We start from the raw sequence: 23,347 nt of genomic DNA on the forward strand, positions 1-23,347 counted from the left end.
TAGAAACTCTAATCGCAAACTAAAATTAATTGATAAGCGGGAGCCATTGGCTCCCGTTTTTTATGCGACGTACTTATTGTTTTTCGAGAAATAAAAACATCGTCCCCTAAAGTTATCCGTGTGGTGGCCGATATATCTTTCGGTTAGGCTATATCGGCCTGTATTTATTTTAGGTAGGTGTTCTGTGAAATTGTCAGTGAGAAAAAAACTATATTTGGGTTTTGGATCTATATTGGCGGTGCTTGTCACGTTAGTAGGGATTGTATCGATAGAAGTGATTGGGGCTCACGAGAGCTCTGATGAAATTAGACTGGATGATGTTCCAGGAACTGTTACCTACCTTATATTGATCGATGAAGCTGGTGATGTTTACCGTGATGCTTTGGGCGCGGTTGTTCAGGGCGGTAATGCGCTCAATGATTATCGAGCTAATAAGACTCAATTTTCTCAAGCAATTGAAGAAGCAAAGCGTTTAGAGAGTAAAGGCTCAGAGGACCATCGTCGTGTTCAGCGAATTGAAGAGCTAATGGGGCGCTTTACTCAAGAGTTTGAATCGAAGCTCGTACCTATGCTTAATGATGAAACTGCATTGTTATCAAATATCCAGCAGCTTCGCTCTTTGTATGAGAGTAATCTTATCCCGATTGAAAACTTGCTTGATCAAGCATCTGAAAGTGAGATTGCTGATACGGAGCGAGCTCTGCTAACACTAACGGATTCGTTTATTACAATCGAACGCACGATTATGGTGTTGACTGCGGTTGCGATTGTGTTTGGCTGTGTAATTGCGTTTGTATTGTCTAGCTCTATTACTAATCGCTTAACTCGTGTAGAGCAAGTTGCACGACGCGTAGCAAATGGTGATCTAACGGCAGGTGACATTGTTGATGATTCTGGTGATGAGTTGGCTGACCTTGCTCAATCGATCAACCAGATGCAAAAGTCATTGGTCGATCTCCTCGGTTCTATCTCATCAGTGACTACCCAAGTTCAATCCGTTACTGGTGAGCTATCATCAATCAGCCACGACATCGTATCTGGCGCCTCTGCTCAAGCAGATAAAGCGACATTGATTGCGACTGCGGCAGAAGAACTAAGCTTAACCATTTCTGAAGTAGCGCAACAAGGTACTTCTACTTATGAAGAAGCGCGCCGCTCAGAAACGTCTGCAGAAGACGGTCGTAAAGTGATCGTGGAGATGGTTGCGAGCATCCAACAAGTGTCTACTCAAATGAGCGACATGTCGTTACAAATGAACACGCTGGGTTCACATGGTGAGCAGATTGGCAGTGTTATCAAGGTAATCGAAGATATCGCAGAACAAACCAACCTCTTGGCTCTGAACGCGGCTATTGAAGCTGCGCGTGCTGGTGAGTTCGGTCGTGGTTTTGCCGTGGTAGCTGATGAAGTACGAGCGCTAGCGGAGAGAACGACTAAAGCAACACAAGAAGTGTCTGGTATCATCCAATCTATTCAATCTGGTACTCAAGAAGCGGTTACTTACACTCAAGACAACTGTCGTTTAGTTGAAATTGGTGTAGAGCAAAGTACAGGGGCGGTATCGGCTCTAGAAGCAATTGTTAGCGGTGCGGGCAACGTACAAAGCATGGTTAACTCAATTGCGACTGCGGCAGAAGAACAGACAGCGGTGACAAAAGAAATCGCAGCGGATATTACGGCAATCAGTGATATCTCTGAACAGTCATTACAGTTAGCGACTCGCAGCTCTGAGAACACATCAGGTTTGAATGCTAAAGTTGCCGAACTTGAAGGCTTAGTAGGTAAGTTCAAACTTGCTTAGAGCTTAGAGCTTAGAGCTTAGAGCTTAGAGCTTAGAGCTTAGAGCAGGATCATAAGTCTAGAACATAAGCTTAGAGCGAATTGATTAAAGACTTCCCAGTGAAAGTTGCCTATTGAAACATAAGCCCAACGATTCAATGTTTATTGAACTCGTTGGGCTTTTTCGTAGCTGGAATCTGGATTCAGACACGGTATACTCCACGTTCTACAATGGAGCTAGCCTTTACATGTTCGACATTCTTCTGAATCACTCTGATTTTTTACTTATAAACAAACATCCAGGCGTCAGCGTCCATAAAGACGATGGTGACACGATGTTATTGCAAGAAGTTGCTAAGGCAATCAATGAGCCGAAGCTATATTTAGTCCATCGTCTCGATAAAATGACGTCAGGAATTCTACTGCTGGCAAAAAATGCCCCGGCAGCGAGTGAGCTTTCACAGTTGTTTGCAAAGCGTGAAGTAGAGAAGTACTACCTTGCGATAGGCTCCAAGAAGCCGAAGAAAAAGCAGGGGCTGATCTCAGGAGATATGGAGCGTTCACGACGCTCAAGCTGGAAGCTGCTGACAACCAAAGAAAACCCAGCGATTACCCAATTTTTATCTGCAACGGCTGAACCCGGTGAGCGTCTACTTTTATGTAAACCCTATACGGGGCGAACTCATCAGATCCGTGTCGCGATGAAGTCCATTGGCTCGGCTATTGTTGGTGATCCTATTTACAATCCATCGAAGGAGGCTGACAGAGGCTATCTGCATGCCTTCGCGATTCGATTTACCTATCAATCACAAGCCTACGAATGTGTCTGCGATCCAAGAAACCTCGACTCTTTGGGTGAGAAATGGCATCAAGAGATCGTGTCTAATGGTTTAGACAGTTGGCTTGAACCTTGGTCATTAACGTGGCCAAAGCTAAACACTAAGTGAGTGAAATAATGGAAGCATCAGCTTTACCTCTGTTTTTTAGTCATATTGAACAGCAATTGAATGAAGTGCCGAATGAACTACGTCGTATTTTTCACGGGCGTGGCAAGTTTTGGCCCGGCCTAGATCAACTCACTTGTGATTGGGTTGATGGACAGTTATTGGTTAACGTGTTTAAAGAAGTGGACCAAGCGTTCTTATCATCTCTAAAGACTGGATTGGTCGACCTCACTAACAAAGATATCTGGCAAGTAAAACAGGGCACAAGCATTGTGCTGCAACACCGTTATGCTGATGGCGCGCCCTCTGAAGTGTTGTGGGGTCAATTGAACGACTCACCAGTCGTGGTTGAACATGGGCTTAAGTACCAACTAGACATTGGCCGCAATCAGAACTTCGGTCTGTTCCTAGACATGCGTAATGGCCGTCAGTGGGTACAAGATAATGCTAAGGATAAGAACGTTCTTAACCTGTTCGCATACACTTGTGGTTTCTCTGTGGCGGCGATTGCGGGTGGCGCTCGACAATGCATGAACGTAGACATGTCACGCGGATCGCTAAACAAAGGCCGTGATAACCACCGCTTGAATGAGCATGACATGCGCTCGGTGAACTTCCTTGGCTACGACATCTTTAAGTCGTGGGGAAAAATCAAGAAGGGTGGCCCATATGAGCTGGTTATTATCGATCCGCCTTCGTTCCAAAAAGGCAGCTTTGCACTTACTAAAGACTACAAAAAGATCTTACGTCGTTTGCCTGAGCTTCTAACCGAAGGTGGTGAAGTGATTGCTTGTGTTAACTCACCAGCAGTGTCACCAAACTTCTTGATTGAGACGATGGTAGAAGAAGCGCCAAGTGTTGAGTTTATCGAGCGTCTAGATAACCCACCTGAGTTTGTCGATGTTGACCCCGATTCAAGTTTGAAAGTCCTGAGATTTAAAATTAACGTTTCTTAAGACGCTTAATTTAGAGTTAACAAATATCAACGTTTGAAAGTAAAAAAGCCACTCAATGAGTGGCTTTTTGGTCTTTAGGTTACGAAGAAGTTTAAGCTTGTTGTTTCTCTAGCTCAGCTTCTTTCACTTCGTCTTTGATTAGAGAATCAACGATTACCGCACATGCTGCATCACCTGTGATGTTAAGAGCAGTACGAATCATGTCGAAGATACGGTCTAGAGCGAATAATAGAGGTAGACCTTCGATAGGGATACCAGCTGCTAGAAGAACCGCAACCACTAGGAAAGAAGGACCTGGAACACCTGCTTGACCAACTGCGCCTAGCGTAGAGGTTACGATGATAGCAACGTAAGCACCCATAGACAGGTCGATGTTGAACAGCTGTGCGAAGAAGATAGCAACTAGGCCATAGTAAATTGCGTTACCAGACATGTTGATCGTCGCACCAAGTGGCAGAACGAATGAAGCCGTAGAGTTGCGAACGCCAAGTTCTTTCTCTACCGTTTCCATTGTTACTGGTAGTGTCGCCATTGAAGAGGCTGTTGATAGTGCAACCGCTTGAGGCTTCTTCATTGCCACTAGGAACTTCTTAGCTGAAGTCTTAGTGAAGATTTGAATCATCAGTGGGTAAGCAACAAAGCCGAAGATAAGAATCGCAGCGATGTAAACAATGAACAGCTTGAACACGACCATAAGCGCGCCAAAGCCAAACGTACCTACTGCTTCTGCCATTAGGCCGAATACGCCAAGTGGTGCAATGATCATAACTTTGTTGATCATCCATACCATAGCGTCAACGATAGCATTTACACCGTTGATGATAGGGTCACGTTTCTCTTTTGCTTGTTTAGAAATCGCAATACCAAAGAATAAGCAGAAAACGAGAATTTGCAGAATGTTTGCTTCATTCAGTGATTGGAAAACGTTGGTAGGGATCATGCCAGTGATGGTTGCCCAGAACGTTGGAAGTTCGCCTTTCGCAGCGTATTCTGAAGAGAACATGCCTTCAACGCCAGAAACATCGATACCACGACCGGGTTCGAACACTTCACCCATTACAAGCGCTAGTGCTACAGCAAGTGCAGACGTTAGTGCAAAGTAACCCAGTGTTGTTACACCGACTTTACCAGCCGATGAGCTATTACCTAGACCTGCAGCACCTGAAATTAGGGCAACCGCGACTAGAGGAATAACCAGCATCTTGATCAAATTGATGAAGATAGCACCCAGTGGAGCGAACATAGTTGCGCTGTCACCCATCATCGCACCGACTACAGTACCGATGATCATTGCAATAACGACTTGAACGCCGATGTTGCTTAGTAAACTCTTTTCTTTTAACACTTCCATAACCTCTGTGCTACTAAATATAAAAATCCCAGAACTACTCACCAATGTACGATGTACCATTGGATTAATATTTCGCGACGAGTTTTACACGTATCCTTTACATTTATCAATATGAGCAGAGGTGAAAGTCTCAGAAAAACAGGTGGTCTAATGTCATTTGTTGATTTTGCACAACAATGCAATCGTTTGCCTTGGTTTTTTATAGCGATGTTATTTGTTGAATTTATAAAAGCTTTTTCGCTGGAGGTTTTGTGAATGATTTACAAGCGTTGGTGTTGAAAACGTTCCATTAACATTTTTAATTCATTCGCGAGTATTTTTTGAACGTTTATATTGGGGCAAATACACAGGTACTTGTTGTGTGAAATTTAGCCTGAACTATGCTTAAGGTATCTATTTATTACCAAGATGTTACCTCTGCGCTTTAAATAAAACGTCTATCTAGCATCTCAGTTGTAAGGAGAGGGGCTATGACTTTTATATTAAAGTACTTGTTTGCGTTTCTTCTGTTGTTCAGCTCTGCGTTCGCTCAGGCCGATGATGTCTGGGTGATTGAGGTGAGCGGGGGGATAGGTCCGGCGACCAGTGATTACCTCACGAGAGAAATAGAACAAGCTCACGATGAGCAAGCAAAGCTCATTATTTTGAAAATGAACACGCCTGGCGGGTTAGATTCGTCGATGCGTGACATTATTCGATCCATCACCACGTCACCGATTCCAGTCGCTACTTGGGTTGGGCCTGCGGGTTCACGAGCAGCGAGCGCCGGTACCTATATTTTACTTGCCAGCCACGTTGCTTCCATGGCGCCCGGAACTAATCTAGGTGCTGCAACCCCAGTGTCTCTTGGCGGTGGCAAAGCGCCGACTAATCCGTTATCTCCTCAAGACGATACCAATAAAGACGAGAACACTTCTGCGAGTGAGCAAGACGCAACCAAACAAGAGAACTCACACCAAGTAAAAGCCACCACTGCGATGGAAAAGAAAGTCATCAATGATGCAGCGGCTTACATCGTCAGTTTGGCTAAGCTGCACAAACGTAACGAAGAATGGGCAGAAAAAGCGGTGCGAGAGGCCGCAAGTTTGGATTCTGAGAATGCACTGACTCTTAACGTGATTGATTTTATTGCCAGCGACCTTCAACAATTGGTTGAACTGAGCAACGGCCGCATCATCACCATCAACGGTGTCAGTCAGGAAGTCCAACTTAGTGATGTTGCTTTTGTCGAGCGAGAACAAGACTGGCGCTTTAGTTTGCTTTCGGTGATCACGAACCCGAACGTTGCATATATTTTGATGCTGATTGGTATCTACGGTTTGTTACTCGAATTCTATAACCCTGGAGTCGGGCTACCGGGTGTTTTGGGCGGTATCTGTCTGTTATTGGCGATGTACTCCTTACAAATGCTGCCGGTGAGTTACGCGGGCCTTGCTTTAATCCTATTGGGAATTGCCTTAATGGTCGCAGAGGCCTTTAGCCCGAGCTTTGGTATCTTCGGTTTGGGTGGCGTTGCCGCATTTACATTGGGCTCGATCATGCTGATGGATACCGAAGTGCCGGGTTATCAAATCGCATTGCCGTTAATTATCGGTATTAGTTTGTTCTCTGTTGCCTTTATCGTCGTAACACTATCAATGCTAGTCCGAGTGAGAAACAAACCAGTGACTACGGGGATGGAAGCGGTAGTAGGCGACACTGGCAAAGTTGTAAGCGGTTTCCCCGGTGCGGGGCGTGTGCTAGTCGAAGGTGAGATCTGGCAGGCCAAATGTGCGAGTGAATTGCAAGTGGGGCAGATCATCAGAGTGACCAAGCTGACGGGGCTATCTTTGGATGTTGAAGCGCTGCCCGATGATACATCATCGAAATCTAGCTAGCGCGACATGCTAGAACAAACTTGATTGAATTATTTATTGCTTAACCATCGTTACCATTAGGGGCGGTTATGTTTATACACACTATAGGTATTGTCATTGTGCTCGTTATCTTGTTGATAGCCAGCATGTTCAGAGTGCTGCGCGAGTACGAGCGTGCAGTGGTGTTCTTCCTCGGGCGCTTTTACGGTGTGAAAGGGCCGGGCTTGATTATCATCATTCCTTTTATCCAACAAATTGTGCGAGTGGATCTACGAACTATCGTTTTGGATGTACCAACACAAGATTTGATCACACGCGATAACGTGTCGGTTAAGGTCAATGCCGTGGTGTATTTCCGAGTGCTGGATCCGAAGATGGCGATCAACAACGTTGAGAATTACCTTGAAGCGACCAGCCAACTTTCACAAACAACGCTGCGTTCGGTGCTTGGGCAACATGAGTTGGACGAGCTGTTGTCTGAGCGAGAAGAGCTCAATAGAGACTTACAAGCGATACTGGATCAACACACCGATAACTGGGGGATCAAGATTGCCAATGTCGAGATCAAGCATGTTGATCTGGATGACAGTATGGTGCGAGCCCTTGCTAAACAAGCGGAAGCCGAGCGTTCTCGTCGAGCTAAGGTAATACATGCAACAGGTGAGCTTGAAGCATCTTCAAAGTTACGTGAAGCAGCCGAAGTGCTGAATCAAGCGCCTAACGCCATTCAATTGCGATATATGCAAACGTTAACCGAGGTGGCCAACGAAAGAACCTCCACCATCATCTTCCCAATGCCCATCGACTTAGTGGAGAAGATAACGGACCCGATCAAAGCAACACTCAATGAGGCTGCAATCAAGAAAGCGATGAAAGCTGAAGAGTAGTTAGCGTGAATGACGAGTAATAAAAAAGGCTCCACAGTTGTGGAGCCTTTTTAGTATTTGAATCGCTGGTTCTATTTAATGACCAATGATATTACTAGCCGTTACTTCTGCGTAGCCGCTTTCATTGGCGTAACAAACTCCGCAAGTGCTTTAAGCATTGCTTCTGGTTGTTCAACGTTGTTTTCAATGATTTTCACAACCGCTGAGCCAGAGATAGCACCTGCAGCGCCTGCTACAATCGCTTCTTTCACTTGTTCAGGAGCAGAGATACCGAAACCAAGAAGAGCTGGTGGCGCATCGAACTTGTTCAAACGATCAAGTAGGGCCGTCACAGGCATGTTTGCTTTGGTTTCTGCACCCGTTACGCCTGAGCGAGAAAGTAGGTATGTGTAACCGCCACCTAGCTCAGAAACTGATTGAAGTGTTTCATCGCTTGCTGTTGGCGGAGCAATAAAGATTGGGTGAACTCCAAACTTCTTCGCAGCAGCAACAAATTCGCCGCTTTCATTGGTTGGTACATCAGCAATCAATACTGAATCGATACCTGCTTTTGCGCAGCGTTCGTAGAAGTTCTCGATACCACGTGCGTAAACCAAGTTCGCGTACATCAGTAGGCCGATTGGCAGCTCTGGGTATTTAGCGCGAATTTGACCAATAAGATCAAAACACACATCTGGCGTTACTTTAGAATCTAAAGCACGAATGTTTGCACCTTGGATTGTTGGGCCATCTGCAAGCGGATCTGAGAATGGTATACCAAGCTCAAGTGCGTCTGCACCCGCTTCAACCAAAGTTTCCATGATCTTAAGCGATTGCTCAGGGTTAGGATCGCCAACCGTTACGAATGGTACGAATGCGCCCTGATTCTTTTCAGCTAAGCGAGTGAAGAGTGATTGATAGCGATCCATTATAATGCTCCTTTCTCTTTAAGAATGTCGTGTACAGAGAAAATGTCTTTGTCACCACGGCCAGATAAGTTAACGACTAATAGCTGTTCTTTCTCTGGATCGTCGTGAGCCATTTTGATTGCATGAGCCAAAGCATGAGACGACTCTAGCGCTGCGATAATACCTTCGTTACGTGCGATAGCTTGGAAAGCTTCTAGTGCTTCGTCATCGGTCACGTTGTCGTATTCAGCACGGCCAATCGCATTTAGGTGCGCGTGTTGAGGACCCACTGATGGGAAATCTAGACCCGCAGAAACAGAGTAAGACTCTTCTACTTGGCCGTTCTCATCTTGCATCAATGGTGCTTTCATACCAAAGAAGATACCGGTTTTACCGTGTTTAAGTGGCGCGCCGTGTTGGTCGGTATCAATACCTTTACCCGCTGGCTCTACACCTATTAGGCGCACAGTTTCTTCTTCAATGAAATCCGCGAACATACCGATAGCGTTTGAACCACCGCCGACACAAGCGATAACTGCATCAGGAAGACGACCTTCACGAGCTAGAATTTGGTTCTTCGTTTCTTCACCAATCATGCGTTGGAAGTCACGAACAATCGTTGGGAATGGGTGAGGGCCCGCTGCAGTACCCAATAGGTAGTGCGCGTCTTCGTAAGTTGCAGACCAGTCGCGTAGAGCTTCGTTACACGCATCTTTTAGCGTTGAAGAGCCAGAATGAACAGGGATAACCTCTGCGCCCATTAGCTTCATACGGAACACGTTCGGGCTTTGACGTTCAACGTCTTTTGCACCCATGTAAACACGACACTTAAGACCTAATAGAGCACAAGCTAGAGCTGTTGCCACACCGTGTTGGCCTGCGCCAGTTTCAGCGATGATTTCCTGCTTGCCCATACGTTTTGCTAGCAATGCTTGACCAAGTACTTGGTTTGTCTTGTGAGCACCGCCGTGAAGTAGATCTTCACGCTTTAGGTACAGTTTTGTTTTTGTACCTTTTGTTAGGTTGCGTGCTAGTGTTAGCGCCGTTGGACGACCAGCGTACTCTTGAAGAAGCGTCATGAATTCGCTGCGGAACTCAGGATCGGCTTGTGCATCGATAAATGCTTGTTCAAGTTGGTCTAGTGCTGGCACTAGGATCTGCGGTACGTATTGACCACCGTATTCACCAAAGTAGGCATCGAGTTTAGCCATTGTGTTATTCCTTCAATTCTACTGATGTGTATTCACACCAAGTCATTTAATCTTGCTTGAGCTTCGCAAAAGGCAAAGCCCACAAATATGTTTTTAGTTTCTGCTTTCTGCTTTCTGATTTCTAGCGCCGAGTTTGGACTAGTAATTACGAATCGCTGCAAAAGCGCGTTGCAGTTTGTCTGCGTCTTTTTTACCCGGAGCTGATTCAACGCCAGAGTTTAGGTCTAATCCTAAACAACCCAACTTAGCGGCTTGGTTAGCATTTTCTGGATTTAGGCCTCCCGCTAACATGATTGCGCTTTGGTTGTTGATTAGGCTCCAGTCGAACGCTTGACCTGTACCACCCGTTTGAGAACCCACTTTAGTATCTAGCAGGTGACGAGTCACGTTGCTTTCTAGTAATTCTGGCAGCGAGCTCTCAACGCCGTTTCCAGCACCAGAAGCCACACCGTAGGCTTTCCAAATCTCAACGTTTTCAGGTAGTGATTGTTTTAACTCATCGACAAATGCTTGAGACTCATCACCGTGCAGTTGCACCGCAAACAAACCTAGCTCAGCAACCGTTTTTGCAACGTCAGTAACGCTATGGTTTTGGAACACACCCACGTAGTTCAAAGGTGCGCCGCTCATAGTCAAACGAGCCGCTTCGATATCCACATGACGCTTAGACGCTTCAACGAAAATCAGACCACCGAATACCGCACCAGCTTGATACGCTTTCGCTGCATCATCAGAGTGAGTTAAACCGCACACCTTGTTTTCACCCAGCGTTACTTTACGCACCGCAAGCTCAAGGTTCTTTTCAGCCATCAGAGAGCTGCCGATTAAGAAACCATCTGCAAACGTTGAAAGGTCTCGAACTTGTTGATGTGTGTAGATGCCAGACTCTGAAATTACGACTGCGTTTGGAGCCAGTTCGCGAATCAGCGGAGCCAACTCTTTGGTACGGTTCAAATCAGTCGAAAGGTCACGCAGGTTACGGTTATTAATGCCGATCACTTTTGCTTTTAAAGCGACTGCGCGGTGAAGCTCTTCTTCGTTGCTGACTTCGGTAAGTACACCCATGTTGAGTGAGTGAGCGACTTCCGCCAGTGCTTGGTACTCTTCGTCATCTAATACCGATAGCATCAACAAGATAGCATCAGCAGAGTAGTGACGAGCTAGGTAAACTTGGTAAGTATCAACCATGAAGTCTTTACACAGAATCGGTTGCTTAGCAATGCTGCGAACCTTTGGTAAAAACTCAAAGTCACCTTGGAAGTATTTCTCGTCGGTCAGAACTGAAATTGCATTTGCGTGGTTGTTGTACACCGATGCAATGTAGTCCAAATCAAACTCGTCACGGATCAACCCTTTTGACGGAGATGCCTTCTTACATTCAGTGATGAAAACCGTTTGCTCGCCGCTCAGTGCATCATAAAAGCTGCGATCTGTTGCGGTTAACGCTGTTTTAAACTCTTCCAATGGTTGAGTTTGCTTACGCGCTTCAACCCATTGGTATTTATCACGAACGATTTTTGCTAATACTTCCGCCATTTCAGCTTCTTTGACTGAAACGTGGGTCGATAGTTTATCGGTAGTCTGTGTCATGTTCTTTGTCTCAATTCGTCGTTCGTTAGGCGTGAGCTGCAAGCTTTTGTACAAGCTCGTAGGCTTTGCCAGAATTCATCGCGTCAATGGCCTGTTGTGCGTTGGCTTTTAGGTCTTCGTGACCAAATAGACGCATCAGCAGAGCAACGTTCACGGCTACTGCGCCAACTTGGGCTTCAGTGCCTTTACCCGTCAGGATATCTGTTGTGATGGCTTTGTTTTCTTCTGGCTCGCCGCCCTTGATAGCTTCAAGCGGGTGAGTGTTCAAACCAAAGTCTGCCGGTGTCACTGTGTATTCGTGAATTGCGCCATCTTTGATTTCCGCAACCATGGTTTCACCGTGAATCGCTACTTCATCAAGGCCGCTACCGTGAACAACCGCCGCACGCTTCATGCCCATTTGCAGCATGGTTTCTGCGATAGGGCGTACAAGCTCTTTGCTGTAAACACCCATTAGCTCGATGTTAGGGCGAGCAGGGTTAATCAGTGGGCCAAGGATGTTGAAGATAGTACGTGTTTTCATTGTTTGACGAACTGGCATCGCGTGACGTACACCGCCGTGATATTGCGGGGCAAATAGGAATGCTACGCCAAGCTCATCGACAGCTGTACGTGTATCTTCTGCTGTCATCGCTAAGTTGATACCGAACGAGTCGAGTAGGTCCGAAGAACCTGACTTGCTCGATACACTGCGGTTACCGTGCTTTGCGACTTTTAAGCCACAAGCTGCTGCAACAAACGCAGACGTCGTTGAGATATTAATGGTGTTATGACCGTCGCCACCGGTACCTACGATGTCTGCGAAATCATAATCAGGGCGTGGAAACGGGTTTGCATTGGCAAGCAGTGCTTTCGCCGCACCAGCGATTTCTTCTGGTGTCTCGCCTTTGATTTTTAGTGCTGTCAGTGCAGAAGTCATCAGGATTGGGTCTAGTTCGCCCTTGATGATGACATCAAACAACTGTTGGCTTTCTTCTTGAGTAAGAGACTGTTGTTCGTAAAGTTTATTAATCTGTTCCATGATCGTTTCCTAGTTAGTCTTTTTATCAAGAGTAGAGCTTTTCTCTAGATGAAGAGGTTTCTCAAGAGCCCATTCGATCGCGTTCGCTAGAAGCGTTGCACCGTAGGTCGTCATAATCGATTCAGGGTGGAATTGGAATCCACAAACCTTGTCTTGTTCTTGAACTACAGACATTACCAAATCATCGACTTCAGCGGTCACTGTTAGGCTATCGGATACATGCGTTGCCACTAAAGAGTGGTAGCGAGCGATAGCCAGCGGCGAAGGTAAGCCTTGGTAAGTCGCATGGTTTTGGTGTTCCATCATCGACACCTTACCATGAATGATTTCGCCAGCGCCTGCAACGGTGCCGCCGTAGGCTTCAACAATCGCTTGGTGGCCTAAGCAAATACCAATCATTGGCACTTTGCCTTTTAGCAGCTGAATTAGCTCAGGCATGCAGCCCGCATCCGCTGGAGCGCCAGGGCCTGGTGAAAGCAGTGCAACAGGGTTGTCTAGTTCGTTGATCGCCGCTTCAACTACTTTTGCAGGAATGTTGTTACGGTAAATCTTTACGCTGTGACCTAATGAACGAAACTGGTCTACAAGGTTGTATGTGAATGAGTCGAAGTTATCGATGAATACAATATCAGCCATGATTACGACTCCTTCTTAGTTGTTAGGTTTTTAGTATGAGCTGCTTGAATCGCAGAGATGACCGCTTGAGCTTTGCCGCGCGTTTCATCTGCTTCTGCTTGTGGGTCAGAGTCGAACACCACGCCCGCGCCCGCTTGTACTTGTGCTACGCCATCTTCAACGTAAGCAGAACGAATTACGATACAAGTATCTAAAGTGCCTTCACCGGTTAGGTAACCGACTGCACCACCGTAGCTACCACGACGCGTTTTTTCTACGTCACGGATAAGCTGCATTGCGCGGATTTTGGGTGCACCCGTTAGCGTACCCATGTTCATACAAGCTTGGTAAGCGTGTAGGGCATCTAAGTCTTCACGGAGCTGACCAACAACACGAGAAACCAAGTGCATTACATGGCTGTAGCGATCAACTTTCAGCAAGTCTGCTACGTGGCGAGTGCCAGCTTCTGCGATACGTGCTACATCGTTACGTGCTAGGTCGACCAGCATCATGTGTTCAGCGTTTTCTTTCTTGTCGGTACGCAGTTCAAGTTCAATGCGGCTATCTAGGTCGAAATCAATTTGACCATTCGGGCGCTTACCACGACGACGAGTACCAGCAATTGGGTAAATTTCGATTTGGTTGGTTTCAGTTTCGTACTTCAGTGCACTTTCTGGAGAAGCACCAAACAGAGTAAACAGCTCGTCTTGCATGTAGAACATGTAAGGGCTTGGATTACTTTGCTTGAGTTCTTTGTAAGCCGCCAGTGGAGCAGGGCAAGGTAGCGTAAAGCGACGTGAAGGTACCACTTGGAATACATCGCCTTTAACGACGTATTCTTTTAAATCACGAACCGTTTGGCAGAAGTCTTCATCTGAAACGCTTGGTACAGCGTCAACATTGTCGAGCGGCGTAACTTCTGTGATGGCTTTCAATGACTGACATTGAGTCTGAATGTCGACTAGGCGGTCTGTTAATTGCGCTTTGATGCTTTCATCTTGAGCAAACAAGCTCGCGTGAAGCAGGCCTTCGTTTTCTTGGTGGTCGAAACGTAATAGTGTTTCAGCTACGTAGAAGACAAAGTCAGGACAATTGTTGGTTGCTTCAGCATCACCGAGTGGCTCAAAGTTTGCCACGATGTCGTAAGCGAATAGACCCGCCATGAATAGCGCGTGTTTGTTATCCACGTCTTGCTCAAAGCTGTGCTGAACCAAACGCAGTGCATCGAATGAAGACGCTTCTCTTAAACGTGAATCTTCGTCTAATTCGTTGCTTGGTTCGACAAAAGTCAGCGTCAATACGTTATCCGTAAGGTCAGATTTTATCTCTGTTTTAACGTTTTGAGCTAGGTGTTCGATTAGCGCTTGACCATTTTGAGTCAACGCTTGAAAGGTTACTTCATGTCCGCGACATACGATGCGAACAGCAGAGTCGATAAGGAGTAGGCTTGTCAGGTTCTGTTTAGATTCAATCTCAGCAGATTCCAACAACAGACTGTCTGTTTTGTTTTCACACAGAGTATGAAAAACACTGGTTGGATCTTGCGAGTAAGGAACGGAAGAATTGATGACCTCAATGGTTCCCAGCTTTTTGATTTCAATGGCCTTGTTCACAAGACCTCCTTTATGATTCTTTAAATTTCCTGCCGTACATAGTCGCATAAAGATACCTTTCACCCAATCTAGAATATGGTCAATTCGTTGATTTGTTAGTCAGTTGAATGTGAGATGTTCGACAAATTAAAAAGCCCGCTATGAAAGCGGGCTTGGTGATAACTTTTTTATAAACAAACTGTTTAATTAGAAGTACACGTTGGCCCACCAAGAACTTGTCCAAGTGCGCCACCAATTAAGCTCTGAACTTGCTTCTACTGAAGAAAGTTCTAAAACTTTATCTTTATGGTTTTGGTTAAATTCTTGTAACATAGTGAACCTATCAAATGTGATACTTCGTATTTGTGTACTAGTTAACTAGTTTTGCGCTTGCAGGTCAAGTGCGTTGACACAAATATAACGATAAAAATTGAAAACAATGAAAAAGAATATATGAGAATTGATCTACATAGTCATACAACAGCCTCAGATGGCCGACTTACTCCACCTGAACTGATTGACCGAGCGCTAGGCTTTAACATCGAAGCGTTAGCGATTACAGATCATGATACGACTGATGGGCTTGCAGAAGCACGCAGCTATATTGCTGATAACAATCTTCCTATTCAGTTGATTAACGGCATCGAGATCTCAACCGTTTGGCAAAACAAAGATATCCATATTGTTGGGTTAAACGTCGATCCTGAATCACCAGAATTGAAAGCGTTAATTGAACAACAGAAGCAACACCGTGTCGGACGTGCAGAGATGATTGCGCAACGTCTTGAAAAAGCGACTCGTGAAGGTGTGTTAGAAGAGGTTAAGTTGATTGCAGGTGATGCACCAATTACTCGAGCACACTTTGCGAAATGGTTAGTCGACAATGGCTACGCGAAAACCATGCAGCAGGTGTTTAAAAAGTTTCTTACGCGCAATAACCCAGGTTATGTGCCGCCAACATGGTGCTCAATGAGTGATGCTGTCACGGCTATTCATGCGGCTGGTGGTCAAGCGGTATTAGCTCACCCTGCGCGATATGGCCTTACCGCCAAGTGGGTTAAACGTCTATTAGCTGCATTTGTTGAAGCAAATGGTGACGCTATGGAAGTGGCTCAACCTCAGCAAGCGCAACAAGAAAGACGCACACTTGCGGATTATGCTATACAATACAAACTATTAGCCTCCCAAGGCAGCGACTTCCATTACCCATCCCCATGGATGGAACTTGGACGTAATCTCTGGCTACCTTCTGGGGTCGAAGAAGTATGGAAAGATTGGGAGTTTCAAACGGTTTCACCATCTGAATAGTCTTTAGGTGAACCAGCTCCTTCTGATGATAGAGTCGAGAGATTCGATAACGAGGATCAACAATGAGCCAGTTTTTTTATGTACACCCAGATAACCCACAAGCGCGCTTAATTACTCAAGCGGTTGCGATTATTCGCAATGGCGGCGTTGTGGTTTATCCAACAGATTCAGGTTATGCACTGGGTTGTCAGCTTGAAAATAAACAAGCACTCGAACGCATCTGTAAAATTCGTAGAATCGATGATAAGCACAATTTCACTTTGTTATGCCGTGATCTTTCTGAGTTGTCACTGTATGCACGAGTAGATAACGTGGCTTTCCGTCTGCTTAAGGCGCACACGCCAGGTGCTTACACGTTTATTTTCAAAGCAACAAAAGAAGTGCCAAAGCGTTTGATGAACGCTAAGCGTAAAACGATCGGTATTCGTGTACCGGACAACAAAATTGCCCTAGACCTTCTAGAAGCAATGGGCGAGCCATTGATGTCGACGTCTCTGATTCTTCCGGGTAACGAGACCACTGAATCGGATCCTGAAGAAATTCGTGACAGCCTAGAGCATGCGGTTGATGTCATTTTGAATGGCGGCTACTTAGGTGAGCAACCGACTACGGTTATTGACTTCAGTGACGATGACGCTGTTGTTTTACGTCGTGGTGCCGGTGATCCAGCGCCGTTTGAATAATAGCGTTACTGATTAACAGTCTGTAACGAAACAGCAAACCTGCCAGAGTAAATAACAAGTGCTTTTTGGCAGGTTATTTGCGATAATACGCGACCGCGATTTGGTCGCGAAAAATTCATTCGACGTCTGTGAAGACGACAATTAGGTAGAAAAGAGTAAATGAGCGAAAAATTACAGAAGGTTTTAGCGCGAGCTGGTCACGGTTCTCGTCGTGAACTAGAAGGTTTAATCAAATCTGGTCGTGTAAGTGTTAACGGTCAAGTTGCGAAATTGGGTGAGCGTCTTGAAGACGAGAACTCAGTGATCCGTATCGATGGCCACACTATTACAGGCAAAGCCTCTGAAGAAGTGGTTTGTCGTGTACTTGCTTACTACAAACCTGAAGGTGAGCTTTGTACTCGTCACGATCCTGAAGGTCGCCGTACTGTTTTCGATCGTCTACCTAAGATCCGTGGTTCTCGTTGGATTTCAGTTGGTCGTCTTGATGCAAACACATCTGGCCTACTGTTGTTCACAACCGATGGTGAACTAGCAAACCGCCTAATGCACCCAAGCCGTCAGGTTGAGCGTGAGTACCTAGTACGTGTATTTGGTGAAGTAACCGAGCAAAAAGTTAAGAACGTGACTCGTGGCGTTCAACTTGAAGATGGTATGGCTCGTTTCGAAGATGTGGTTTACGCTGGCGGTGAAGGTATGAACCATACTTTCTACGTAGCAATTAACGAAGGTCGTAACCGTGAGGTTCGTCGTCTTTGGGAATCACAAGAAACAACAGTAAGCCGTCTGAAACGTGTACGTTACGGTGATATCTACCTTGATAAGAAACTGCCTCGTGGCGGTTGGAAAGAGCTAGATCTTCAAGAAGTAAACTACTTGCGAGAGCTTGTTGAACTTCAGCCAGAAAAAGAGACACTGTTGGATCTTGATCCTGCAAACACTTCTCGTAAGCGTGAGCGTTCTCGTAGCCAAAAAATTCGTCGCGCTGTTAAGCGTCACGAAGAGCGTGCAAATGCTCCTAAAGGCCGTAGCAACCAGACTAAGCGTAAGAAGCCTGCAACTCGCGGTACTACAACACCTGATTCAGGCCGTAGTGCTCCAGCGACCAATGGCAAACCTCAGGCTACCAAAAAGCCTAAACTGAACAACGGACGCCCGGCTAAACCGGCTAAGCCAAGATCACGTCAGTAATTACGTAAGTTCTTGCGCGTAAAGCTTCATTAGCTGAAAGCACTGAATACTAAAAAACCTGCTCATTGAGCAGGTTTTTTTACGTCTAAAAGAAATAAAAGATGTGGGATGCTAGTAATCGAGTATCGAAAACATACTGCCACAATCGGCAGTAAGCATGCTCTTCGCATCTCTTATCTCGTTTACGCGTATCTATAAATCTTTTCGTATCTCGTTCTATTTACTTATGATTCGAGAAGTTATCGCCTTTCGCCAATCGGTCGTAAAGCACAACATTCACTGATGCCGCTAGGTTCATGCAGCCGTTAGTCGGAACGTAAATCGTCTCACGACAGAAATCTGTGATCTCTTTCTTTAGCGTGCCATCTTCTGGGCCAAAAATGTAAAACGCGCGTGGTGGGTGCTTGTAATCAGGTAGAGGCTTAGCACCTTCAATCAGATCAACAGCAACCGGCACGCAACCTACTGGAATAATATCTTTCAGCTCTTCAACACCAATTAAAGGTAGGGCTAGGTGTTTTTCTTTGGTGTCGGTATGGAATTTTCGCGCATGGTCGTAGCGTGTGCCAGTGTAAAACACAGAGTTGGCGCCGTAGCAGCCAGCAGCTCGCATCACAGAGCCAACGTTTTCAGGCGTCTTTGGGTTAACTAGGCCAATGCAGGCATAGCCTTTTGATTGTGTGTCTGTTTTTGCTTTGGTCATAATCAGTGAATCTAAAGTTGATGATGAAAGTGAGTAATCACGATGAGAAATGGCGTGATAAAAATAGCCGAGCAATCGGCTCGGCTAACTTTTAACTCGTTTACATGAATACTTGTTTACTCATGCAGATGAGCGTCAACAGCGGTATTAGTCGCGTTTCCACAGCATGTGACAGAACTTGTGTTCAGGGTCACGGCTGATCAGTAGACGAGCGAATACGTCATCTAAGACATCATCAGCTTCATTTACAAGACCAATGCGTACTTCAGCGTAGATCTCTTTGTCGACTTCAAAGCCAACATGTTCAACCCAATCGTCACCAGTTTCAACAAGTTCTGCAGCGCCACGATCTTCAAACTGAGCCGTGAATAAGATCACGTCTGCAGGTTCAAGGTTATCAGCAGCCATCTCTAGAAAGATGTCGTATGCAGTGTCAATTGCATCGTCGTAAGACATTAGGTCGTTAGCTTCGGTCATAATCAGTATCTTAGCTTGCGCGGTTCATGTATTTACGTTCAGCTGTGTTCACAACAACTTTGTCGCCAGTTGCAATGTACTCAGGAACTTGAACAGTAAGGCCTGTAGACAGACGAGCTGGTTTAGTACGAGCTGAAGCAGATGCACCTTTGATTGAAGGGTCTGTCTCTTCGATTACTAGCTCAACTGAAGTTGGTAGCTCAAGAGTCGCCGCAGTACCGTCGATAAGAATCGCGTACATACCTTGCGTATCTTCGTTGATGAACAGCAGTTCGTCTTCGATCATTTCACCGTTGAAGATGAATTGTGTGTAATCTTCGTTATCCATGAAGATGTACTCGTTGCCATCAACGTAAGAGAACATCACCGCACGCTTAGTTACGTCGATCGTTTCAACGATTTCGTCAGCCTTGTGGCGAACTTCTGTTTTAACGCCAGTTGCTACATCGTGACCACGGAAGCGGTAAATCTTTTGACCGCCACGGCCACCTGGTGTTGTTACTTCGATATCTTTAACTAGTACTGTTTTGCCATCAACATTGATCGCAAAACCTTTTTTAATCTCACTTGCTCTAGGCATTTTGTGTTTGTCCTTATTGGGTCTATCCGGTGATTATATCTCGTAGACGCTATAAATAGGAATAGCTTGAATCATAAAGTCACCTAAGCGATCATAGAGAGACAGTTAAATCATTATTTTATTTACCGAAACGACCTATGCAGCTACCTGTTATTGACCCAACACAGCCATTTCAACCTGAATTTCAACCTGTGGTTAACGATCTGATTACCTTTCTAAAAGGTGGGTTAGGTTCTAATCTGCACAGTGTCTATGTTTATGGCAGTGTGGCACGCAAGCAAGCCGTTGTCGGTCGCTCGAATCTAGATGTGGTTGTGGTTACTCATCGTTCTTTCCCAGACCAACGAACCACGCTGCTGAATACCATCAAATGGCGCTTCCAAAAGAGCTTCCCTCAGGTCACTCAAGTGGCGATCAAAACTACCTTGGTGAGCGAGATAGTTGATTTCGACAATATCTTTACGTGGGGCTTTATGCTCAAGCATTTAGCTGTGTGTGTGCATGGTGAAGACTTATCTGATTGCTATGGTGATTTCGAAACGAGTTGGGAAATTGCTAAGCATTGGAATATGGACGCGGAAAATTGGTTAGCGGTTTATCGTAATAAGATAGCCCGAGCAACAACGCCAGAACAGCAAGTAGCCGCGCAAGTGATTATTGCCAAGAAGCTTCTGCGAGCCAGTTATTCTTTGGTTATGTACCGAGACAAGAATTGGTTCGACGCACCTATTGAGTGCGGTCAACAGTTCTTGAGATATCATCCAGAGAAAGAAGTTGAGATTCAAAGGTTGGGTACTTTACTATCTGGGCGAGCGATTCCTAAACGTTCAGTAATAGGTATTCTTGATGGCTTTGGTGAATGGCTGGTTAAGCAGTATCAGAAAACTGAGTTTCGAATCGGGTAGGGGGTCGTAAGCTATCCATTGATATGAAAAAGCAGAGCGAGTTAAGCACTCCTCTGCTTTTTTCGTTTTGATGCCTGGTTCGAGTTTTAATGGTATATCGAGTTTAATGTCGCCTCTAAAAGAGGATTCAATCTAGAACAGACCTAGCTGCTGGCCGCTGACTCTTTCAAAATCTAACCCTATAAATGGCAGAATCGCTTCTGCGACCGGTTTAATCTGCTTGTCGATGTAATGTTGATAATCGATGCCACTCTTCAAATACTCCTTGGGCTCAGGGCCACTCAGCGTAATCAAATATTCAATACGCCCTTTGTTTTGGTATTGAAGCGGGCGACCGATCTGAGCATTGATTTCATCGGCTAATCTAGCAGCGCGAACCTGTGGCGGAATGTTCTTCTGGTATTCATGCAACTTACGGCGCAAGCGCTTCTGATAAACCAGTAGGTCATCGTGTTTGCCCGCGGATGTTTCATCGACAAACTGTCTAACATAATCACTTGGATCTTGGTCGTGAAAGACCATCTCATACAAGGTTTGTTGGAACTGTTGTGCAAGGGGCGTCCAATCGGTTCGTGCACTTTCAAGGCCTTTAAAAATGATCTTCTCTTGGTCACCTTGATTGATTAGACCTGCATAACGTTTCTTCGATCCTGTCTCAGAGCCTCGAATGGTCGGCATTAGAAACTTGCGGTAATGGGTCTCGTATTCCAATTCAAGTATCGAGGTGAGGTTGTAGACCTCTTTCAGGTGATTCGTCCACCAGTCGTTGATGTAAGCCACAAGGGAGTGACCAATCTCGTCTACTTGTTCTTGCTCAAAACTGCCATTAAGAGACACGAAAGTTGAATCGGTATCTCCGTAAATTACTTGATACCCTTTATCTTCTATCAGAACCTTGGTTTGCTTCATGATCTCATGCCCACGCATGGTGATAGAGGATGCTAAGCGAGTATCAAAGAAACGACAACCAGAAGAACCCAGCACGCCATAGAAAGAGTTCATGATGATCTTAATCGCTTGAGAAAAAGCTTTCTCGTTGTTTTTCTTTGCGACATCACGCGCTGCCCAGAGGTTTTCGATCATCTCTGGTAGAAAGTGCTTAGAACGGTGGAATTGACCGCCACGGAACCCAGCTACTGCTTGGTCTTCTTCAGAGCCTAACTCTAACTTTAGCCCTTCAATTAACCCCATAGGATCAATCAAGAAAGATCGAATTATCGATGGGTACAGGCTTTTAAAGTCGAGTACCAAAACCGAGTCATAAAGGTTGGGAATCGAATCCATCACATAGCCACCGGGGCTAGCGATCCAGTTCTCGGGTTCTAAGTTCGGCGCGACATAACCCGCTCGGTGTATCTGAGGCATGTATAAGTTAGTAAAAGCCGCGACAGAGCCGCCAACGCGATCAAGTTCAACACCAGTTAAGCGAGAACGTTCAATAGCAAAATCGAGTAGGTGAGTGTGTTCGAAGATTCGGTTTACGAGCACACAGTCTTGAAGGTTGTACTTGGCAAGCGAAGGTTTATCGAACTTAAACATTCGATTGATTTCATCCATGCGGTCATGAACATTATGAATGTCTTTGCCTTCTCCCAGCAACTCTTGTGAGACGGACTCAAGAGACCAAGAACGGAAATGGTAGGTCGCTGTCTTGAGCATGTCGATGCCATCTAAAACCACGCGACCAGGAATGGTAATGAAGCCCTGCTGGTTTTGTGCAGAACTACGGAAAAAGCTTGGTTGATTGTCTCTACCGATACTGAGTTTCACTTCGTTCCATTCCGAACGCTTGTGCAGCAGCCTAAAGTCGAAATCAATGACATTCCAACCGATGATGATGTCCGGGTCAAACTCGGAGAACCACGCAATCATAGCTTCAAGCAGCGCTTTCTCGTTGGTAACCCATTGGATATTGGTGTCTGCTTCTTGTAGATCGCCAATCATTATCACTCGGCTATCCATTGGACTGTCTAGGCCGATGGAATAAAGCACACCTTTTTCCGAACACTCAATATCAAGCGAAACCACAGACAAGTTTGGCAAGTAATCGCCAGCTCGGCATTTTGCGTTCGATACTCTGCGATGCTGTCTTTTTGGAGTGATAGTGCCTGTGAATTCGATACTGCCCTTGATAAAGCGTTCCATCAAGAAGCGATCGGCGAGTCGAATATCGCTTTCAAAGGTTTGGATTTCTTCACCGTTAAAGGCTTGAGCTAACCCGAAGCTGCTTCTCGATAAGGAAGTGTAACAAGCGGCGAGAGGGGTTTGGTCAAATGTCGCCAACTCTAAAGGCTTAAACTGACAATCTATGGCCTCTTTATCGGCAATAGATTGGCACGTTTCGATATCAGATTGAGCAACAAAAAAGACAGGCTTTTCATTTTGAATTGTCAGTAGAGTAGGGCCTTGAGGGGTGCTTAACCACAAGTCGATTTGTGTGCGCCCTGAAAAGTCTCTTGCTTGTCTTGTGAGTACAAAGCCTTGCTGAATATCCAATGTAGTAACCTATTGAAATTGGGAATCGAATACTACCACCTAGCGACCCTCAGCGCATAACCGGCAGCAAAAATACTAACTAAATTCTAGTTAACAGAGGCAAATAACGGGACTCTATAAGCAAATAAGTGAAATTGTCGCGAATGGCTATTCAATGGTATTGAAAATATCTTTATCTTGTGTAATTTTATTGGGTGTTGTTTTAACTGGTTGATTTTTAGAAAAAGCTTGTTGTTTTAGTTGGCTTGTTTGTTAATAAGTACTTGCTAAAGTTCGTGTTTCAGCACATATTCAACAGAGCTTTTTTTTAGTAATTAA

At 45.4% G+C, this 23,347-nt stretch carries 21 protein-coding genes and 1 other annotated feature; of the genes, 9 read left to right on the forward strand and 12 right to left on the reverse strand.

What is annotated here, in order from left to right; translation table 11 throughout:
• Nucleotides 1-184 precede the first annotated feature (184 nt).
• The 3 genes from ACED28_RS01800 to ACED28_RS01810 all read left to right on the forward strand — a co-directional run bounded on the left by ACED28_RS01800 (nucleotide 185) and on the right by ACED28_RS01810 (nucleotide 3,679).
• Entirely contained in the window at nucleotides 185-1,801 is a 1,617-nt protein-coding gene (locus ACED28_RS01800; protein WP_009848765.1) for a methyl-accepting chemotaxis protein, read from the forward strand.
• 226 nt (nucleotides 1,802-2,027) lie between these two features.
• Nucleotides 2,028-2,726, forward strand: coding sequence for a TIGR01621 family pseudouridine synthase (locus tag ACED28_RS01805; RefSeq protein WP_371709151.1), 699 nt, complete (start codon nucleotides 2,028-2,030; stop codon nucleotides 2,724-2,726).
• 8 nt (nucleotides 2,727-2,734) lie between these two features.
• Entirely contained in the window at nucleotides 2,735-3,679 is a 945-nt protein-coding gene (locus ACED28_RS01810; protein WP_032499055.1) for a class I SAM-dependent methyltransferase, read from the forward strand.
• Between the two features lie 91 nt (nucleotides 3,680-3,770).
• Here the strand turns inward: ACED28_RS01810 and ACED28_RS01815 are convergent, their stop codons facing one another.
• Nucleotides 3,771-5,090 carry a dicarboxylate/amino acid:cation symporter gene (locus ACED28_RS01815; protein WP_371709152.1) on the reverse strand — a complete coding sequence of 440 codons (1,320 nt, stop codon included), beginning with the start codon at nucleotides 5,088-5,090 and terminating at the stop codon, nucleotides 3,771-3,773.
• A 410-nt stretch (nucleotides 5,091-5,500) separates the two neighbouring features.
• Here ACED28_RS01815 and ACED28_RS01820 point away from each other — a divergent pair, with 410 nt between their 5' ends.
• Nucleotides 5,501-6,907: a nodulation protein NfeD gene (locus ACED28_RS01820; protein ID WP_371709153.1), complete on the forward strand. Its 1,407-nt coding sequence runs from the start codon at nucleotides 5,501-5,503 to the stop codon at nucleotides 6,905-6,907.
• 68 nt (nucleotides 6,908-6,975) lie between these two features.
• On the forward strand, nucleotides 6,976-7,773 hold the full coding sequence (locus ACED28_RS01825; protein ID WP_102295746.1) for a slipin family protein: 798 nt from the start codon (nucleotides 6,976-6,978) through the stop codon (nucleotides 7,771-7,773).
• Nucleotides 7,774-7,874: 101 nt separating this feature from the next.
• Here the strand turns inward: ACED28_RS01825 and trpA are convergent, their stop codons facing one another.
• The 7 genes from trpA to ACED28_RS01860 form a co-directional block, all read right to left on the reverse strand.
• Complete coding sequence (trpA, locus tag ACED28_RS01830) at nucleotides 7,875-8,681, reverse strand: tryptophan synthase subunit alpha (RefSeq protein ID WP_017080965.1); 807 nt, start codon at nucleotides 8,679-8,681, stop codon at nucleotides 7,875-7,877.
• Nucleotides 8,681-9,871: a tryptophan synthase subunit beta gene (trpB, locus tag ACED28_RS01835; protein ID WP_048607243.1), complete on the reverse strand. Its 1,191-nt coding sequence runs from the start codon at nucleotides 9,869-9,871 to the stop codon at nucleotides 8,681-8,683. The genes trpA and trpB overlap by 1 nt, the downstream gene beginning before the upstream one ends.
• A gap of 138 nt (nucleotides 9,872-10,009) precedes the next feature.
• Entirely contained in the window at nucleotides 10,010-11,461 is a 1,452-nt protein-coding gene (gene trpCF, locus ACED28_RS01840) for a bifunctional indole-3-glycerol-phosphate synthase TrpC/phosphoribosylanthranilate isomerase TrpF (protein ID WP_371709154.1), read from the reverse strand.
• Between the two features lie 25 nt (nucleotides 11,462-11,486).
• A complete protein-coding gene (gene trpD / locus ACED28_RS01845) occupies nucleotides 11,487-12,482 on the reverse strand; it encodes an anthranilate phosphoribosyltransferase (protein ID WP_371709155.1) in 996 nt (331 codons plus the stop codon).
• A gap of 9 nt (nucleotides 12,483-12,491) precedes the next feature.
• Complete coding sequence (locus ACED28_RS01850; RefSeq protein ID WP_004729794.1) at nucleotides 12,492-13,118, reverse strand: aminodeoxychorismate/anthranilate synthase component II; 627 nt, start codon at nucleotides 13,116-13,118, stop codon at nucleotides 12,492-12,494.
• Nucleotides 13,119-13,120: 2 nt separating this feature from the next.
• Entirely contained in the window at nucleotides 13,121-14,710 is a 1,590-nt protein-coding gene (locus ACED28_RS01855; protein ID WP_371709156.1) for an anthranilate synthase component 1, read from the reverse strand.
• Nucleotides 14,711-14,835: 125 nt separating this feature from the next.
• Nucleotides 14,836-14,950: a sequence feature (Trp leader region), on the reverse strand.
• Entirely contained in the window at nucleotides 14,897-15,022 is a 126-nt protein-coding gene (locus ACED28_RS01860; protein WP_009848753.1) for a trp operon leader peptide, read from the reverse strand. (Overlaps the previous feature by 54 nt.)
• Nucleotides 15,023-15,142: 120 nt before the next feature.
• Between ACED28_RS01860 and ACED28_RS01865 the strand changes: the two genes are divergently transcribed.
• From ACED28_RS01865 to rluB, 3 genes are all read left to right on the forward strand, one after another.
• Complete coding sequence (locus ACED28_RS01865) at nucleotides 15,143-15,997, forward strand: PHP domain-containing protein (protein WP_009848752.1); 855 nt, start codon at nucleotides 15,143-15,145, stop codon at nucleotides 15,995-15,997.
• Nucleotides 15,998-16,059: 62 nt separating this feature from the next.
• A complete protein-coding gene (locus ACED28_RS01870; protein ID WP_009848751.1) occupies nucleotides 16,060-16,680 on the forward strand; it encodes an L-threonylcarbamoyladenylate synthase in 621 nt (206 codons plus the stop codon).
• Nucleotides 16,681-16,839: 159 nt separating this feature from the next.
• On the forward strand, nucleotides 16,840-17,868 hold the full coding sequence (rluB, locus tag ACED28_RS01875) for a 23S rRNA pseudouridine(2605) synthase RluB (protein WP_371709157.1): 1,029 nt from the start codon (nucleotides 16,840-16,842) through the stop codon (nucleotides 17,866-17,868).
• A gap of 220 nt (nucleotides 17,869-18,088) precedes the next feature.
• On the opposite strand, the gene ACED28_RS01880 is transcribed toward rluB, so the two are convergent.
• The 3 genes from ACED28_RS01880 to yeiP all read right to left on the reverse strand — a co-directional run bounded on the left by ACED28_RS01880 (nucleotide 18,089) and on the right by yeiP (nucleotide 19,628).
• The gene (locus ACED28_RS01880; RefSeq protein ID WP_017061495.1) at nucleotides 18,089-18,571 is read right to left on the reverse strand and encodes an RNA methyltransferase; all 483 of its coding nucleotides are present in this window, start codon (nucleotides 18,569-18,571) and stop codon (nucleotides 18,089-18,091) included.
• Between the two features lie 147 nt (nucleotides 18,572-18,718).
• Nucleotides 18,719-19,048 (reverse strand): HI1450 family dsDNA-mimic protein, encoded by a 330-nt coding sequence (locus ACED28_RS01885; protein ID WP_012604336.1) that lies wholly within the window; start codon nucleotides 19,046-19,048, stop codon nucleotides 18,719-18,721.
• Nucleotides 19,049-19,058: 10 nt separating this feature from the next.
• Nucleotides 19,059-19,628 carry an elongation factor P-like protein YeiP gene (gene yeiP / locus ACED28_RS01890; RefSeq protein ID WP_009848748.1) on the reverse strand — a complete coding sequence of 190 codons (570 nt, stop codon included), beginning with the start codon at nucleotides 19,626-19,628 and terminating at the stop codon, nucleotides 19,059-19,061.
• 137 nt (nucleotides 19,629-19,765) lie between these two features.
• Here yeiP and ACED28_RS01895 point away from each other — a divergent pair, with 137 nt between their 5' ends.
• Nucleotides 19,766-20,533 carry a nucleotidyltransferase domain-containing protein gene (locus tag ACED28_RS01895; RefSeq protein ID WP_371709158.1) on the forward strand — a complete coding sequence of 256 codons (768 nt, stop codon included), beginning with the start codon at nucleotides 19,766-19,768 and terminating at the stop codon, nucleotides 20,531-20,533.
• 132 nt (nucleotides 20,534-20,665) lie between these two features.
• Here the strand turns inward: ACED28_RS01895 and ACED28_RS01900 are convergent, their stop codons facing one another.
• Nucleotides 20,666-23,029, reverse strand: coding sequence for a DNA polymerase II (locus ACED28_RS01900; RefSeq protein WP_371709159.1), 2,364 nt, complete (start codon nucleotides 23,027-23,029; stop codon nucleotides 20,666-20,668).
• Nucleotides 23,030-23,347: the final 318 nt, after the last annotated feature.

Origin of the sequence: Vibrio sp. 1F253 (genome assembly GCF_041439295.1) — a bacterium.
Lineage (GTDB): Bacteria > Pseudomonadota > Gammaproteobacteria > Enterobacterales > Vibrionaceae > Vibrio > Vibrio tasmaniensis_A.

Coding starts and splice junctions, on each gene's coding strand:
- ACED28_RS01865 (WP_009848752.1), top strand. CDS start 15,143: ATGAGAATTGATCTACATAGTCATACAACAGCCTCAGATGGCCGACTT.
- ACED28_RS01870 (WP_009848751.1), top strand. CDS start 16,060: ATGAGCCAGTTTTTTTATGTACACCCAGATAACCCACAAGCGCGCTTA.
- yeiP (WP_009848748.1), bottom strand. CDS start 19,628: ATGCCTAGAGCAAGTGAGATTAAAAAAGGTTTTGCGATCAATGTTGAT.
- ACED28_RS01895 (WP_371709158.1), top strand. CDS start 19,766: ATGCAGCTACCTGTTATTGACCCAACACAGCCATTTCAACCTGAATTT.
- ACED28_RS01810 (WP_032499055.1), top strand. CDS start 2,735: ATGGAAGCATCAGCTTTACCTCTGTTTTTTAGTCATATTGAACAGCAA.
- trpD (WP_371709155.1), bottom strand. CDS start 12,482: ATGGAACAGATTAATAAACTTTACGAACAACAGTCTCTTACTCAAGAA.
- ACED28_RS01880 (WP_017061495.1), bottom strand. CDS start 18,571: ATGACCAAAGCAAAAACAGACACACAATCAAAAGGCTATGCCTGCATT.
- ACED28_RS01885 (WP_012604336.1), bottom strand. CDS start 19,048: ATGACCGAAGCTAACGACCTAATGTCTTACGACGATGCAATTGACACT.
- ACED28_RS01805 (WP_371709151.1), top strand. CDS start 2,028: ATGTTCGACATTCTTCTGAATCACTCTGATTTTTTACTTATAAACAAA.
- ACED28_RS01820 (WP_371709153.1), top strand. CDS start 5,501: ATGACTTTTATATTAAAGTACTTGTTTGCGTTTCTTCTGTTGTTCAGC.
- ACED28_RS01860 (WP_009848753.1), bottom strand. CDS start 15,022: ATGTTACAAGAATTTAACCAAAACCATAAAGATAAAGTTTTAGAACTT.
- trpCF (WP_371709154.1), bottom strand. CDS start 11,461: ATGACACAGACTACCGATAAACTATCGACCCACGTTTCAGTCAAAGAA.
- ACED28_RS01825 (WP_102295746.1), top strand. CDS start 6,976: ATGTTTATACACACTATAGGTATTGTCATTGTGCTCGTTATCTTGTTG.
- trpA (WP_017080965.1), bottom strand. CDS start 8,681: ATGGATCGCTATCAATCACTCTTCACTCGCTTAGCTGAAAAGAATCAG.
- rluB (WP_371709157.1), top strand. CDS start 16,840: ATGAGCGAAAAATTACAGAAGGTTTTAGCGCGAGCTGGTCACGGTTCT.
- ACED28_RS01815 (WP_371709152.1), bottom strand. CDS start 5,090: ATGGTACATCGTACATTGGTGAGTAGTTCTGGGATTTTTATATTTAGT.
- ACED28_RS01850 (WP_004729794.1), bottom strand. CDS start 13,118: ATGGCTGATATTGTATTCATCGATAACTTCGACTCATTCACATACAAC.
- trpB (WP_048607243.1), bottom strand. CDS start 9,871: ATGGCTAAACTCGATGCCTACTTTGGTGAATACGGTGGTCAATACGTA.